The organism is Botrimarina colliarenosi (assembly GCF_007859955.1).
In the GTDB taxonomy this organism is placed as follows: Bacteria; Planctomycetota; Planctomycetia; order Pirellulales; family Lacipirellulaceae; genus Botrimarina; species Botrimarina colliarenosi.
Map to the genome: position 1 here is coordinate 810,456 of NZ_SJPR01000002.1, position 15,370 is coordinate 825,825.

Here is a 15,370-nt window from a genome sequence, read left to right on the forward strand (position 1 = left end):
TCGTTTTCTTTGCACCTTCGCGGCTTGGCGTGAGTTAATCCGGTTCAAGAAGGTCTCAAGCCAAGGCGCGAAGGCGCGAAGCATTTATTGCAAAAGGAGCTAGTTTTGAACTTTCCGAAGATCGCCAGCCTGAAGACCCCGGACGCCTTTCTTGACCGGCTGAAAGAGCTCGGCGTCACGCTGCCGTTCGACGAGACGGTCGAGGCCGGGGCCGCTTCGCCATTGGGGCAGCCGATTGACTCTGACGCGGGCGTCATCGGCAACCGCTTCGCCATCCTGCCGATGGAGGGCTGGGACGGCGAGACCAACGGGCTGCCGACCGACCTGACGCGGCGGCGCTGGCGCAACTTCGGCCTCAGCGGCGCCGGGCTGATCTGGGGCGGCGAGGCGGTCGCCGTCCGGCACGATGGCCGGGCGAACCCCAACCAACTAATGCTGAACGACGAGACCGCCGCGGCGATCGAGTCGCTCCGCGCCGAACTCGTCGATGAGCACCGCAAGGCGTTCGGCTCGGACGACGGGCTCTGTGTCGGACTGCAGCTCACCCACTCGGGCCGCTATGCCCGGCCGAACGATAAGAAACGGCTCGAGCCGCGTGTCGCCTACCGGCACCCGGTGCTCGACCCGCGGGCGGGCGTCACCGATGACGCCGCGATCCTGACCGACGACGAGCTCGACCAACTGGTCGATGACTTTATCGCCGCGGCGGTGCTCGCGCAGAAGATCGGCTTTGCGTTCGTCGATGTGAAGCACTGCCACGGTTATCTGGGCCACGAGCTGCTGTCGGGCTTCGACCGCCCCGGCAAGTACGGCGGCGATTTTGAGGGCCGCACCCGCTTCCTCCGCAACATCGTCGCCGGGATCCGCGCGGCGGCGCCGGGGCTGGCGATGGGCGTTCGGCTGAGCATCTTTGATTTTTCGCCGTACAAGCCGGGTCCCGATGGCGACGGCGTCCCGGACGTGCCCGGGGCGTACCGCTACGCCTTCGGCGGTGACGGCCAAGGTGGGATCGACCTGACCGAGCCGAGCAAGTTTTTGTCGCTGCTGAAGGAGCTCGGCATCCGCCTCGTCTGCACCACCGCGGGGAGCCCCTACTACAACCCCCACATCCAGCGGCCGGCGACGTTCCCCCCTTCGGACGGCTACCAGCCGCCCGAGGACCCGCTGGTGGGCGTCGCCCGCCAGATCGACGCCACGGCGCGGCTCAAGAGCGAACACCCCGACCTCGTGCTGGTCGGCTCGGGCTACACCTACCTGCAAGATTGGCTGCCCAACGTCGGCCAGGCGGCGGTCCGCAGCGGCATGGTCGACTCGATCGGGCTGGGCCGCATGGTGCTGTCGTACCCCGACTTGCCCGCCGACGTGCTCGCCGGCACGACGCTGACCCGCAAGAAGGTCTGCCGGACGTTCAGCGAGTGCACCACGGCGCCGCGCAACGGCATGGTGTCGGGCTGTTACCCGCTCGACCCGTTCTACAAAGCGCGGCCCGAGCGGGAGAAGATGCTAGCGCTGACGAAGGGTAAATAAGAGTTTTTGACAGGATCGACGGGATGAACAGGATTGGGTTTTCTTATCTCGTCAATCCTGTTGATCCTGTCCTCTCACACTTCGTTAGGTCATCCGGCATGCTTCGTCACGTGTTTATCGCATGGACGGTCCTCTCGGCCGTTACCGGAGCGATCGCAGCTGAGTCGGTCGTCTTTGAAGACGACTTCTCCGACGGCGTCGAACGCTGGGAAGTGCTCGACCCGGCCACGTGGCGGCTGAACGACGACGGCACGTTCGAGATCACCGCCCGTGAGTCGGCCTACAAGCCGCCGCACCGCAGCCCGTTGCACGTGGCGCTGGTGAAGGACGTGACAGTCGGCGATATGGCGATCGAGTTCCGAGTGAAGAGCACGCTCGACACGGGATCGCACCGCGATTGCTGTGTCTTCTTTGGATGGCAAGACCCTGCCCACTTCTACTACGTCCATCTGGGCGCCCTGCCCGATGCGGCGAGCGGGCAGATCCAGCTCGTCGACGGCGCCGACCGCCGGCCGCTGACCGCCAACAAGCGGCCCGTTCCGTGGACCGATGGCTGGCACACGGTGCGGCTCGAACGCCACCCCGCCACCGGCCGCATCGCGGTCTACTTCGACGACCTGACGACGCCCCTCATGGAGACGACCGACACGACGCTCGGCGCCGGCCGCGTCGGCATTGGCTCGTTCGACGATTGCGACGCTTTCGACGACGTGCGGGTCCTCGACGGGTCCACCAAGTAGCCTGGTGACCGCCGCCTACTTAGCGATCCCCAGCGGGCTGAAGACGGCGTAAAGCACGAGCGTGAGGCCGATGCCGATCAAGCCGGCGACCCAGGCGCCCTTCGAGCCCTTGAGGTCGAGGTCGGTCTTGGCCTCGAAGGTGATCGGCTCTTTGAGCGGAGCCATCACGGTGGCCGCCGCCATGACCGCCACACAGATGCCGAAAACAATCGCCATGCGGTTGAGGAACTGGATCTCGGGGGCCATGACCTTGAGTCCCGAGTAGCAGACAATGCTGGTCAACAAGCCAATCGTGCCGGCCCAACGGGGGCAGCGACGCGCCAGCAGGCCGACAACGAACACCGCCAGGATGCCCGGCGAGATCAGGCCCTGCGACTCCTGGATGATCGTGAAGATCGAGTTGGAGATGTTGGGGTCGCCGAGCGCCGGCGAGAGCGCGCAGGCGATTATGGCGAAGACCACCACCGCGATGCGTCCGGTCAGTACGATTGTTGACTGCGGCGCGGTCGGGGCGAGGTACTTCTGGAAGAGATCGAGCGTAAAGATCGACGAGGCCGCGTTGAGCATAGCCGCCAGCGAGCTGATCACCGCCCCCAGCAAGGCCGCCATCACGAAGCCGAAGAGGCCCGTATTGGTTGGGATCATCCCCAGCAGCAGCCCGAGCGCGGTGTCGTATTTGTAGGCGACGAGCGCCTGCGAAGCGGTCGGCTTACCGGCGGCGGAAGCGGCGTCGGCCACCCGCTTGTTGTAAGCCTCGACCTCGACGGCGAGCTCGGGGTTGATGAACTTCCAGGCGTGGTCCTCGGTGTCGCTGAAGGTCTGAAACTCGGCGGGCTCCGCCCCGTCGTAGTCCTCCTGGGTCATCCGCAGCACATGGGGATTGTCGGTCTTGGCGGCTTCTCGGGCGGCCTTGTCGGGGAAGACCGCAACCAGGAACGTGGGGCCCTCATGGGCGTCGAGCATCGCCGCATCGGGCGTCTGGTCGACCGTCACGTACTGGGTTTCGGGGTTCGCCTTCTCGTACTTGGCGATGGCGGCGGCCGCGTCTCCGCGGGACCCGAGCCGCATCTCCTCGTGGAACAGGTTGAACGCAATGATGCCGGGGATCACGACGACGAAGGGGATCACCAGCTTGAGGTAGGCGGCGAAGACGATGCCCTTCTGCCCTTCGGCCAGACTCGACGAGCCGAGCGTCCGCTGCGTGATATACTGGTTCAGGCCCCAGTAATAGAAGTTGGGGATCCACATCCCGAGCAGCAGCGCCGTCCACGGCAACACGTTGTCGGTCGCCGGAAGAAACATGTTCATCCGGTTGGCGTTGAGCTCCATGAACCGTTCGAGCGGTCCCTGGTCCGGGTCGAGCTGCTGGATCGCCACTTCGCCGGTGGCGACGTTGACGACGGTCGCGGCCGACTCCGCCTCGCCGAGCCGGTTGAAGGCGAGCCACATGATGATGGCGCCGCCGACGATCAGGGCGGTCCCCTGCAACAAGTCGGCCCACACCGAGGCCTTGAGGCCGCCGGCGACGACGTAAATCATCGCGATCAAAGCGATAAACAACGATGGCTGCCATAGCGGGATGTCGTACCCGTAGCCCAGCCCGAGCGTCTTGACCGTGAGGGCGCCCGAGTAGGTGACGGCGCCGAGCAGCAACAGGTAAATCAGCACAGTGGCCGCCGCCATAATCAGCCGGGCGGCGCTGTTGTACCGGTACTCAAGAAACTCGGGCATCGTGTAGATTCCGGCCCGCAAGAAGTAGGGCAGGAATCCGAAGGCGACCACCACCAGCGTGACGGCGGCCATCCACTCGTAACTAGCGATCGCTAGGCCGACGTGGCTGGCGGCGTTGCCGCTCATGCCGACGAACTGCTCGGTGCTGATGTTGGCCGCGATCAGCGAGAAACCGACCAACCACCAAGTCAGGCCGCGGCCCGCCAGGAAGTAGTCCTGCGAGCTCTTCTCGCCATCCCCCGCCTTGGTTCGGCTCTTCCACAGTCCAACGAAGACCACCGCGGCGATGAACAGGGCGAAGACAGCGATATCGAGAAAACCCACAACCAGCTCCCGGGAACGTATAGAGGTTCGCAGAGAAGAAGATGAGCGGCCTGCCAACCGGATTAGTTGGCGAATCAGGCCCTGTTTGAAGGCGGCATTATTGACAGCCGGGGGCCTCCGACGCCAGCCGCTATTCCGGCCCCGCGTGGACGACGGGCCCAGCGGGGCGTTAGTCTGTCCGGTCTGGCGAAGTCTTTTCCACCGGAAACCTACGACCCCTTAACCGTATGCACCGCCCGCAACTGTTTCTCGCCTTGATTGTGACCGCGCTAGCCGCCCCCGTCCTGGCGGCCAACGACTGGGAGAACCCCGCGGTTTTCCGCGTCAACAAGCTCCCTCCGCGGGCGACCTTCTACCGGTTCGACACCGCCGAGGCGGCCCGCGACGCCACCCGTGTGAATGGCGGCCGGGCTGATTCGCCCTACGTGCAGAGCCTCAATGGCGACTGGAAGTTCAACTACGTCGGCACGCCCGAAGAGCGGCCGATGGACTTCTACCAGACCGACTTCGACGACAGCGGCTGGGACACGATCCCCGTCCCCTCGAACTGGGAGCTGCAAGGCCACGGCCAGCCGATCTACACCAACATGGTGTACCCGTTCGACAAGAACCCGCCGATGATCGCGGGCCGCAACGGCAACCCGGTCGGCTCGTACCGGACGACCTTCACGGTCCCCGAGAAGTGGGCCGGCCGGTCGGTCGAGGTCTGCTTCGACGCCGTCGAGAGCGCCTTCTACCTGTGGTGCAACGGCCAGAAGGTCGGGTACTCGCAAGACAGCCGCACGCCGGCCCGCTTCGACCTGACGCCCTACCTCAACAAGGAGGGCGGCGAGAACGTCCTCGCGGTGCAGGTCTTCCGCTGGAGCGACGGCTCGTACCTCGAGGACCAAGACTTCTGGCGCCTCAGCGGGATCTTCCGCGATGTCTACCTCGAAGGGGTCCCCGAGACGCACCTCGCCGATTTCGAAGTCAAGACCGACCTCGACGACGCCTACACCGACGCGACGCTGTCGGTCGACGTGACGGCGCCCGGCGCGGCGGGCGTGCGGTTCGAGCTGTTCGACGCCGCGGGGGCCAGCGTGGCGACCGCCAAGAGCGCCCGCGAGGCGGCTGCGATGGACGCTCGGCAGGGGCTCATCTTCAAGAAGAAGGACGAGCCGGCGTCCGCAACGACCAAACTCAGCGCGAAGGTAAAAGCGCCCAAGCTCTGGAGCGCCGAGACCCCGAACCTTTACCGCCTGGTGATCGCTATCGACGACGCCGACGGCAAGACGGTCGAGGCGACCGCCCTCAACGTCGGCTTCCGTGAGGTCGAGATCAAGGACGGCGTGCTGCTGGTTAATGGCAAGTACATCTACCTCTGCGGCGCTAACCGCCACGAGCACCACCCGACCACCGGGCACTCCATCAGCCGCGAGTCGATGATCGAGGACATCCTGCTCATGAAGCGGAACAACCTCAACGCGGTGCGGACGTGCCACTACCCCGACTGCCCCGAGTGGTACGACCTGTGCGACGAGTACGGCCTCTTCCTCGTTGACGAGACCAACATCGAATCGCACGGCATCGGCTACGGCCCCGAGTCGCTCGCCAAGCAGAAGGAGTGGGGCCCGGCGCACCTCGACCGCGCGATCAACATGGTCGAGCGCGACAAGAACCACCCGTCGATCATCATCTGGTCACTCGGCAACGAGGCGGGCAACGGCGTCAACTTCATGGCCAACTACGACTGGATCAAAGGGCGCGACGCGTCGCGACCGGTTCAGTACGAACAGGCCTACTACCGCGACCGCAACACCGACATCCGCTGCCCGATGTACGACGGCATCGACCGGATGGTCGAGTACGCGACCGGCAAGATGGAAGGCGTGAAGGCCGACCGGCCGCTGATCCAGTGCGAGTACGCCCACGCGATGGGCAACTCGGTCGGCAACCTCAAGGAGTACTGGGACGCCATCCGCAGCCACCGGCTGCTGCAAGGCGGCTTTATCTGGGACTGGGTCGATCAGGGGCTCATCAAGCAGGCGGACGACCCGGCGACCGGAGAAACGGTCGAGTTCTTCGCCTACGGCGGCGACTTCGGCGACAAGCCCAACGACCGCAACTTCTGCTGCAACGGCCTCATCCAGCCCGACCGCCAACCGAACCCGCACCTCTTCGAGGTGAAGAAGGTCTACCAGCGGATTGAGACAACCCGCCAGGACGGCGTGGTGACGGTTAAGAACGGCTACGACCACCAATCGCTCGACGCGATCGAGGCGGCGTGGTCGATCGAGGTCGATGGCGAAGTCGTCAAACGCGGCGTCACCGACCTGCCCGAATTGGCCGCGGGCGAGTCGGGCGAGTTGCGGTTGCCGGTGGTCGCCCCCCCTGCCCTGCCGGGCCAGGAAGGGATGCTCACCGTCCGCTACCGTCTGAAGGAAGACGCCCCCTGGGCCGAGGCCGGTCATGTCGTTGCGTGGGAACAGTTCCCACTCGAAACGAAGGCCGCCGAGGTCGCCGATTCGGAAGCAACCGACGAGGCCACTCGGGAGGAGTCGGACGAGTCGTTCACCCTCTCGGCAGGCGACACCCGGGTCCGTGTGAACCGCGAGACGGGTCTGGTCGAGCACGTCGAGTTCGATGGCGACGCGTTGATCGCTTCGCCGATCTCCCCCTGCTACTGGCGGGCGCCGATCGACAACGACAACGGCAACCAGATGCCCAAGCGGCTCGGGTTCTGGAGGTCGTTCGGCGACAGTCGCCAGCTGCTCGACTGTGAAGCGACCGACGACGACGGCGTCGCGGTGGTGACCTCGACCTTCCAGGGCCAGGACGACGCCGTCCAAGAGACGCTGACTTATCGCCTCTCCCCGAGCGGCGAGCTAGCGATCACGCACCAACTGAAGGCCGCCGACCGCCTGCCCGACCTGCCGCGGGTGGGGCTCGCCGTCGACGTTCCGATGTCGCTCTCGACGGCCACCTGGTACGGCCGCGGCCCGCACGAGAACTACTGGGACCGCAAGACCGGCGCCGCGGTGGGCCGTTACTCGGCGCCGTCGGACGAGTTGACGTTCGACTATGTGAAGCCGCAAGAGAACGGCCAGCGCTGCGACGTCCGCTGGCTGGCCCTCACGAGCGACACCGATCGAGGGTTCATCGTCACGGGCGACCCCGTCTTCGAGTTCGCCGTCCGGCCCTACGCCGACGCCGAGCTTGAAAACTCCCCGCACCCTTACCAGATCGAGCGCGGCGAGAACTTGACGCTCCACCTCGACCACCACCAGATGGGGGTCGGCGGCGACAACTCGTGGGGCGCTTGGACGCACCGCGAGTACCGCCTCCCGGCGGGCGAGTACGAGTACACGCTGACGCTGCGGCCCTACCGCTCGGGCGATGGTCCGATCGGCGTCGTCGCCCGCCGGTAAGCGGGCAACATCGAATAACTGAAACCTCTGTAGGAGGGGTCTCCGACCCCGATGACGGCTTCCAGCCCTTAGCGGTTTATCGCGCGAAATCGGGGTCGGAGACCCCTCCCACAGGCGCCACTTGGATCCCGACCCACCGTCCATGTCGATCGAAACCGCCAAGCCGCTCGCCGACGTCGTCGAAGGCGTGAAAGCGCTGTTTGCCGAGAAGTTTGGCGCCGCGCCGCAGTGCGTCACCGCGGCGCCGGGACGCGTCAACTTGATCGGTGAGCACACCGACTACAACGACGGCTTCGTGCTGCCGATGGCGATCGACCGGCAGACCGTCGTCGCCGCGTCGAAGCGCGACGACGATCGCCCCGTCGTGCGGCTCTACAGCGCCACGATGAAAGGCGCGGCCGAACTGACGATTGAGCCCGACGGCGCCGAGCTGCCCGGCTGGGCCAAGTACGTACGTGGCGTCATCGACGCCTATCGCGAGGCGGGCGTCGACGTTCCGGCGTTCGACGCGGTGATCGACTCGACGGTGCCGCTCGGCGGCGGGCTCTCGAGTTCGGCGGCGCTCGAGGTGTCGCTCGCCCTGGTGATCGAAACGCTCAACGGCAAATCGCTCCCCGGCCCGCAGCGGGCCCTGCTCTGCCAGCAAGCCGAGCACCAAGGCGCCGGCGTGCCGTGCGGCATCATGGACCAGTTCAGCTCGGCCCTCTGCCACGCCGACCACGTGATGCTGCTCGATTGCCGTTCGCAGCAGCCGAAAATGGTCCCGTTCACCGACCCGACCGTCAGCGTGCTGATCACCAACAGCAACGTGAAGCACGAGCTCACCGGCGGCGAGTACGCCGAACGTCGTCAGCAGTGCGAGGCGGCCGCGGCGGGGCTCGGCGTCAAGGCGCTCCGCGACGTCACGCCCGAACAGCTCGCCGCCAACGAGGCGAAGCTCGACCCGCTCCCCTTCAAACGGGCCCGCCACATCACCGGCGAGAACCTCCGCACCGAGCGCGCCGCCGAGGCGCTGGCCGCCTCGGACTGGGAGACCGCCGGCGAATTGATGTACGCCAGCCACGCCGCGATGCGGGACGACTTTGAGATCACCGTCCCGGAGATCGACAAGCTGGTCGAGATCGCCCGCGAGATCGGCCCGGAGGAGGGCGTGATCGGCTCGCGGATGACGGGCGGCGGCTTCGGCGGCTGCACCGTAACGCTCGTCCGCACCGACAAGGCCGAGGAGGTCGCCCGCACGATCGCCGAACGGTATAAAGCAGCGACGGGCATCGAGGCGACCTGCTTCACCACCCGTCCCGCGGAAGGCGGCCGCGTGCTGGAGAGCTAAGGGCTTCGCGCCGAGACGCGGACAGAACAAAACTCCCCTCCCCTTGATGGGGAGGGGTCGGGGGAGGGGTGATGAACGGGGTACCCGGTTTCACAAGGGTACACGCCCTTTAGTCACCACTCCGCTTGCAATCGTGTAACGCCGCCCGGGTACCCGCTGCCCCCCCTCCCCTAGCCCCTCCCCACCAGGGGGAGGGGGATTCGAACTCGCTGCGCGAGGCTTACTTCGCATGATCGTCGCTGGGCAACTCCTGCTAGAAGACGAAACGACGCCCGGCTTAGCTCGCCTGGCGCCCGGGTTGGTCCGCGTCGAGGACGGCGTGATCAGCGAGCTTGTCGAAGGGGAAATCCCCCAGGCGTTTGACCTCGGCGGGCCCGGTTGCTTGGTGTCGCCTGGCTTTGTCGACACGCACCTCCACCTGCCGCAGTTCGACATGATCGGCGCCCACGGGCTGCCGCTCCTCGAGTGGCTCTCGGGCGTCACCTTCCCCTCCGAAGCCAAATGGGCCGACGCCGACTACGCCGCGGCGATGACCGGGCGGGTCGCGGAGCAACTCTTGTCGGTGGGGACGACCAGCCTTTGCGCCTACAGCAGCGTCCATCACGCGGCGACCGCCGCGGCGATCGAGACCCTCACGAAGGCGGGGCTCCGCGGCGTGGTCGGCCAGGCGATGAGCGACCGCTTCGCTCCCGACGGACTCGTTGGCGCGACCGCCGAGCTGCTCGACCAGACGGCCGATCTGCTCCACCGATTCCCGGCCGGCGGGCGCGTCGCGGCGGCGGTCACGCCACGGTTCGCCGTGTCGTGCACGGCCGAGCTGCTGGCGGGCGCCGGACGGCTGGCGGCGGAACACCCGCGCGCATTGGTGCAGACGCACCTCAGCGAGACGGTTCCCGAGTGCGAGCTGATCGGCGAGTTGTACAACGGCGCCAGCTACGTCGACGTCTACGACGCGGCCGGCTTGGTGACCGACCGGACGCTGCTGGGTCACGGCATCCACTTGAGCCCGGCGGAGCGTGCGACGCTCCAGCAAGCGGGCGCCGTCATCGCCCATTGCCCGACGGCGAATTCTTTTCTCCGCTCCGGAGCGATGGACCGGCACACGACGATTACCGCCGGTGTGCGGACATCGCTAGGGACCGACATCGGCGCCGGCTACGAGCGATCGATGGTCCGCGTCGGCCGGGCGATGATCGAGACCGCGGCGGCGCTCGGCGCCGACTACCCGGCGGCGGCCCACGCATGGTGGCAGATCACCGCCGGCAACGCCGACGCCGCCGGCTTCACCGACGCCGGGCGCCTCAGCGTCGGGGCGCCGGCCGACCTCGTCGTGATCGAGCCCAACCAGCCGTGGCTCACTTCGCCCGTCGACCCGCTGGCGATGCTGATGTTCGCGTGGGACGACCGCTGGGTGCGGCAGACGCTGGTGCGGGGGGAGATCGCTTACCGGGCGGCGTAAGACGGGCGTGCGAACTCGTAGGTCAGGTGGCCGGGCGCCATGCTCCCACGCGAAGCGGATGAGCATGCGAAGCGGAGTAGACGATCCACTCTGGTTCGCATGCTCATCTCCCAGCGAAGGTGAGCATGGCAATCGCCTGAGAACGTTGAGGCTGACGCAAAGCTTTGTTATGCGAGCAAAAGCTCGCCACTGCGAAACAACGCTGAACTGATAACGGCAAAACACAGGGTGCAAACACTTGTCGGCTCTGGGATTGCCACGGCTCGCTGTAGTCGGATTTGGACGTGACCAACTGTATCACCATCCGAAGCCCGCAGTGAGAGATACAGAATACTGTTGGGAAATCGATTCCAAGTAGCCGCATCGCCGACGCTCGTACCGGACATGAGCACATCACTTAGCGGTTCGGAGTCGCTCACCCGCGAGATCAATCCGCCGGTCGTAGTGAAGTCGAACCCTTCACCAAACGCCGACGCGTCGCCAAAACCCAAAATGGAAATTTCGTCGTCTAACCAACCACTACACGAAAAACCAGCGCAGGCCCCACCGGCTTTATTGTCTGTCACCAGCAGGTTTCCGCCCGTCAAGCGGAGAGATTCGCTGCCAAGCCGGACCATCCCGTTTAAAAGTACAATTCGTTCTGTAGGGGCTCGTTCAGGCCCGACGTAGAAATCACTCGTGATCACCGAGTCCGATGAGGCTTGTTCCACTCGCGTACCCAGGATCAGGCCTTCAAATGCAAACGAGACGACCACTGGCGCCTTCACAGCGACAGACGGCGGAAACTGAAAGCCGCTGCTGGTCTGAACCGAAGCAACCTCACCCCGCAGCTCCAAACGCACAGGAACTGCCGTTGCAGTGGTCGTAGCCAAGCAAATTAGAAACGTGCTACAAATCGCTAGTACTCGCATTCTTGCAGCCATCATTTGGGAAAAAACGCGTCGAATAAAACTGCCAGGCGTACTCTAGGCAGATGCACCGGCGGAATGTCACGATCGGCGTACTTATTTTTTCGGAGGGTGGCTGGGGACGCAGCGAAGCGTAGCCCCCAGCGCATTGCCAGGAGAGTCTCCACTTGCAAGGCTCTGGGGGGCTCGGCTGACGCGGGTGGCCCCGACTGTTGTGAGCGAGCGACTCACTTCTCCGAACTACTTCGATCGAACAACTGTCGGGGTGCGCGGCCCAGGAGGCGAGCGATCTTCCAAGACCTCTTGCCGCTTCGCGACCCCGACAATCGTTCGGCTGCACCAAGCGGGAAAGCGAATCTCTTGCTCACGACAGTCGGGGCCACCCGGCGCCTGCTATTGATGGTCGCCCGCCTTGTGATCAACTGCGTTTGCCGAATCTGCACTTGCTTGCCCAGACGACCAGCCTCGATAAATCAGCCAGCCAAACACCGGAACCAGTACAAGAACACCAATTAAGACTATCGGAAAATACCTTACGAATCTAAACGCAGCGGACATGTTGTAGACATCGCAAATCGGCGCACCCTCCGATAATCGTAATAAGTGCAGAATTCGCACGGTTTACTCACTTTGTCACTACAGGGAACCAATAAACCACCCGCCACTTGGCGCCGGCGGGTGGCACTGCTGCCGGGCGCCACTGTTCGGCTTGTCCGGCAGTGCGAAGCGGGCACCCGGGGTCCACTGCTGAACGAGTCAGCAGTGGCACACGGCCAACCTTCGGCTGAGTCTAACCGATCGATCAGACTGCCACACAAACCAACTCCGCCCCCGCCGCTACGAGCGCCTCGCGCGTCGCGTCCGGCAGAGCGTCGTCGCTGAACACGCGCGTAAACTTCCGCGGCTCGGCGTAGTAGCACATCGCGCGCTCGGCCGCCTTGCTGCTGTCGGCGAGTAGGTAAGCCTCGTCGGCGGCGGCGAGCATCGCCCGTTTCACCGCCGCGTGGGAGGGGCACGACTCGCCGGCGCCGCGTGACGCGTCGACCGCCTTGCACGAGACGAACGCCCGGTGGAACGCGAACTGCCGCAGCGCCGCCTCGGCGATCGAGCCGACGAAGCACTGCCCCGACGCGTCGAACTCGCCGCCGGTTGAGATCACGTTGACGCCGGGCCGCTCGGCGAGCCAGTGCACGACGTCGAGTCCGTTGGAGACGACGGTGATCGGCCGGTCGGGCTCGCCGTGGGGGAGGAGCTTGGCCAGCTCGAGGCCGGTCGACGAGGCGTCGATCGCGATCACCTCGCCCGGCTCGACCAGGGCGGCCGCGTGACGGGCGATCGCCTGCTTGGCCTCGGTGTTCACGGCGACACGCACCGCGAAGGGCGCCTCGCCCGCGTCCTCGTCGGCCAGCACGGCCCCGCCGTGGGTGCGGACCACCCGCCCCGACCGCGCCAGCTTCGTCAGGTCGCGGCGGATCGTCTCGTCGGTGACCGCGAACCGTTCGGCGAGGGCGGCCACAGAGACGGCGCCCTGCTGCTGCAGGTCGCGGACGATCTCACGTTGTCGTTGGCCGGCGAGCATCTCAAAACCACATAAAACCACATTTCGACGGTTGACTTCTGCCCAGCTTACCGCCCATAATCCCGCCGTCTAGCAGGAAACAGCCCGATTCGTCGCACTCGGGCCGATAGCACCCCTCTTTTTCAGGCGCCCGATTCCGTGGAATTCAAGCACGTCAATTACTTGTGGGACGACTCGGTAGCGGCCGGCATGTCGCCGATTGATCGCCTCGTCTACCGGTCGAACTGCCTCGGCGCCGACCAACGGATCACCAACACCGGCGGCGGCAACACCTCGTCGAAGTCGCTCGAGCGCGACCCGCTGACCGGCGAAGAGACCGACGTGCTGTGGGTGAAGGGCTCGGGCGGTGACCTGCGGACGAGCAAGGCGGAGAACTTCGCCTCGCTCCACATGGACAAGCTGATCGGCCTGCAGAAGGTGTACGACGCGGCGCCCGAGAAGGGACCGAAGACACCCGCCGAAGACGGCATGGTCGGGCTGTTCCCGCACTGCACCTACAACCTCAACCCGCGCGCCTCGTCGATCGACACGCCGCTGCACGGCTTTCTGCCGGCCCGGTATGTCGACCACATGCACCCCAACAGCGTGATCGCCGTCGCGGCGAGTAAGCGTAGCAAGGAGCTGACCCAAGAAATCTTCGGCGGCGAGATCGGCTGGGTGCCGTGGCTACGGCCGGGCTTCGAGCTGGGCCTGATGATGCAGCGCGAGGCGGAGGCCAACCCGGCCCTCAAGGGCCTCGTGATGAGCCAGCACGGCCTCATCAACTGGGCCGACGACGACAAGGCGTGCTACGACCTGACGCTGGCGCTGATCGAGAAGGCGGCCCAGTTCATCGAAGAACGCGACAAGGGGGAGCAAACCTTCGGCGGCCAGAAATTCACGCCGCTCGCCGACAACGACCGCGACGCGCTGCTGGCGGAGCTGCTGCCGTGGCTACGGGGCCGCGTCACGTTCGAGGGACAGCGCCTGATCGGCACGGTGCAGACCGACGCGACGATCCAGCGGTTCGTCAACTCGCACGACGCGCCGCGGCTGGCGGAGCTCGGCACCAGCTGCCCCGACCACTTCTTGCGGACCAAGATCAAGCCGCTCTACATCGAGTGGGACGCCGCGAACGAGGACCTGGCGGCTCTCAAGCAGAAACTCGACGCGGGGCTCGCCAAGTACCGCGACGACTACGCCGCTTACTACGAGGCTTGCAAGCACGACAACTCGCCGGCGATGCGGAACCCGAACCCGTCGGTGGTGCTGATCCCCGGCGTCGGGATGATCGCCTGGGGCAAGAACAAGAGCGAGTCGCGCGTCACCGCCGAGTTCTACAACTGTGCGGTCGAGGTGATGCGGGGCGCCGAGGCGATGGACGAGTACATCGCCCTGCCCCAGCAAGAGGCGTTCGACATCGAGTACTGGTTGCTCGAAGAGGCGAAGCTGCAGCGGATGCCGCCCGAGAAGGAGATGGCCCGCCGTGTGGTGCTGGTCGTCGGCGCCGGCAACGGCATCGGCAAGGAGGCGGCCCACCGCCTCGCCGCCGAGGGCGCCCACGTCGTCTGCGCCGACCTGTCGGCCGAAGCGGCCCAGGCGACCGCCGACGAGCTGGCCGCCAAGTACGGCCAGGGGATCGGCGTCGCTGGTTCGGGCGTCTCGGGCTGTGGCCCGGCAATCGGCGTCGGCGTGAACATCACCGACCGCGAGTCGATCCGCCAGCTGCTCGCCACGAGCGTCCTCGCCTACGGCGGCGTTGATCACCTGCTGGTGACCGCCGGCGTGTTCCTGCCGCCCGACCGCGAAGGCAACCTGTCGGACGACGCTTGGCGGCTGACGTTCGAGGTCAACGTCCACGGCGCCTACAACGTCGCCGACGAGGCCAAGAAGCTCTTCGCCGACCAAGGCCTCAACGGCTCGGTCGTGCTCACCACGAGCGTCAACGCGGTGGTCTCGAAGAAGGGCTCGGTCGCCTACGACACGTCGAAGGCGGCCGCCAACCACCTCGTCCGCGAGCTAGCGGTCGAGATGGCGCCGCTCGTGCGAGTGAACGGAGTCGCCCCGGCGACGGTGGTGCAGGGCTCGACGATGTTCCCCCGCGACCGGGTGATCGCTTCGCTGACGAAGTACGAGATCCCGTTCGAGGAGAACGACACCGACGACGGGCTCCGCACCAAACTGGCGATGTTCTACGCCCAGCGGACGCTCACCAAGCAACCGATCACCCCTGCGGACCAGGCCGAGGCGGCGTACTTTATGTTGTCAGACCGATCGAGCAAGACAACCGGTCAGGTGTTTAGCGTTGATGGTGGATTGCACGAAGCGTTCTTGCGATAGGGAGAAACGCCATCGGCGATTCCTCGTCATCTTTTCAGTACATTTG

9 protein-coding genes are annotated in these 15,370 nt (G+C 65.7%); 6 read left to right on the top strand and 3 right to left on the bottom strand.

Going from position 1 to position 15,370, the window contains the following annotated elements; translation table 11 throughout:
* The first annotated feature begins 105 nt into the window (after positions 1-105).
* Entirely contained in the window at positions 106-1,527 is a 1,422-nt protein-coding gene (locus Pla108_RS11250) for an oxidoreductase (RefSeq protein WP_146445021.1), read from the top strand.
* Between the two features lie 98 nt (positions 1,528-1,625).
* Complete coding sequence (locus Pla108_RS11255) at positions 1,626-2,267, top strand: hypothetical protein (RefSeq protein ID WP_231934429.1); 642 nt, start codon at positions 1,626-1,628, stop codon at positions 2,265-2,267.
* Positions 2,268-2,282: 15 nt separating this feature from the next.
* Here the strand turns inward: Pla108_RS11255 and Pla108_RS11260 are convergent, their stop codons facing one another.
* The gene (locus tag Pla108_RS11260) at positions 2,283-4,322 is read right to left on the bottom strand and encodes a sodium:solute symporter family transporter (RefSeq protein WP_146445022.1); all 2,040 of its coding nucleotides are present in this window, start codon (positions 4,320-4,322) and stop codon (positions 2,283-2,285) included.
* Positions 4,323-4,549: 227 nt separating this feature from the next.
* Between Pla108_RS11260 and Pla108_RS11265 the strand changes: the two genes are divergently transcribed.
* From Pla108_RS11265 to Pla108_RS11275, 3 genes are all read left to right on the top strand, one after another.
* A complete protein-coding gene (locus tag Pla108_RS11265) occupies positions 4,550-7,729 on the top strand; it encodes a glycoside hydrolase family 2 TIM barrel-domain containing protein (RefSeq protein ID WP_146445023.1) in 3,180 nt (1,059 codons plus the stop codon).
* Positions 7,730-7,871: 142 nt separating this feature from the next.
* Entirely contained in the window at positions 7,872-9,059 is a 1,188-nt protein-coding gene (gene galK, locus Pla108_RS11270) for a galactokinase (protein ID WP_146445024.1), read from the top strand.
* A 229-nt stretch (positions 9,060-9,288) separates the two neighbouring features.
* On the top strand, positions 9,289-10,518 hold the full coding sequence (locus Pla108_RS11275) for an amidohydrolase family protein (RefSeq protein WP_146445025.1): 1,230 nt from the start codon (positions 9,289-9,291) through the stop codon (positions 10,516-10,518).
* A 167-nt stretch (positions 10,519-10,685) separates the two neighbouring features.
* Here Pla108_RS11275 and Pla108_RS11280 read toward each other — a convergent pair whose 3' ends face one another.
* Positions 10,686-11,390, bottom strand: a complete 705-nt coding sequence (locus tag Pla108_RS11280; RefSeq protein WP_231934430.1) for a hypothetical protein — start codon at positions 11,388-11,390, stop codon at positions 10,686-10,688.
* An 838-nt stretch (positions 11,391-12,228) separates the two neighbouring features.
* The gene (locus Pla108_RS11285; RefSeq protein ID WP_146445027.1) at positions 12,229-13,005 is read right to left on the bottom strand and encodes a DeoR/GlpR family DNA-binding transcription regulator; all 777 of its coding nucleotides are present in this window, start codon (positions 13,003-13,005) and stop codon (positions 12,229-12,231) included.
* Between the two features lie 138 nt (positions 13,006-13,143).
* On the opposite strand from Pla108_RS11285, the gene Pla108_RS11290 reads away from it, so the two are divergent.
* A complete protein-coding gene (locus Pla108_RS11290) occupies positions 13,144-15,324 on the top strand; it encodes a bifunctional rhamnulose-1-phosphate aldolase/short-chain dehydrogenase (RefSeq protein ID WP_146445028.1) in 2,181 nt (726 codons plus the stop codon).
* Positions 15,325-15,370: the final 46 nt, after the last annotated feature.

Bases quoted from the DNA above. Each gene is read 5' to 3' on its own strand.
- Pla108_RS11275 (WP_146445025.1), top strand. From the start codon at position 9,289: ATGATCGTCGCTGGGCAACTCCTGCTAGAAGACGAAACGACGCCCGGC.
- Pla108_RS11285 (WP_146445027.1), bottom strand. From the start codon at position 13,005: ATGCTCGCCGGCCAACGACAACGTGAGATCGTCCGCGACCTGCAGCAG.
- galK (WP_146445024.1), top strand. From the start codon at position 7,872: ATGTCGATCGAAACCGCCAAGCCGCTCGCCGACGTCGTCGAAGGCGTG.
- Pla108_RS11255 (WP_231934429.1), top strand. From the start codon at position 1,626: ATGCTTCGTCACGTGTTTATCGCATGGACGGTCCTCTCGGCCGTTACC.
- Pla108_RS11265 (WP_146445023.1), top strand. From the start codon at position 4,550: ATGCACCGCCCGCAACTGTTTCTCGCCTTGATTGTGACCGCGCTAGCC.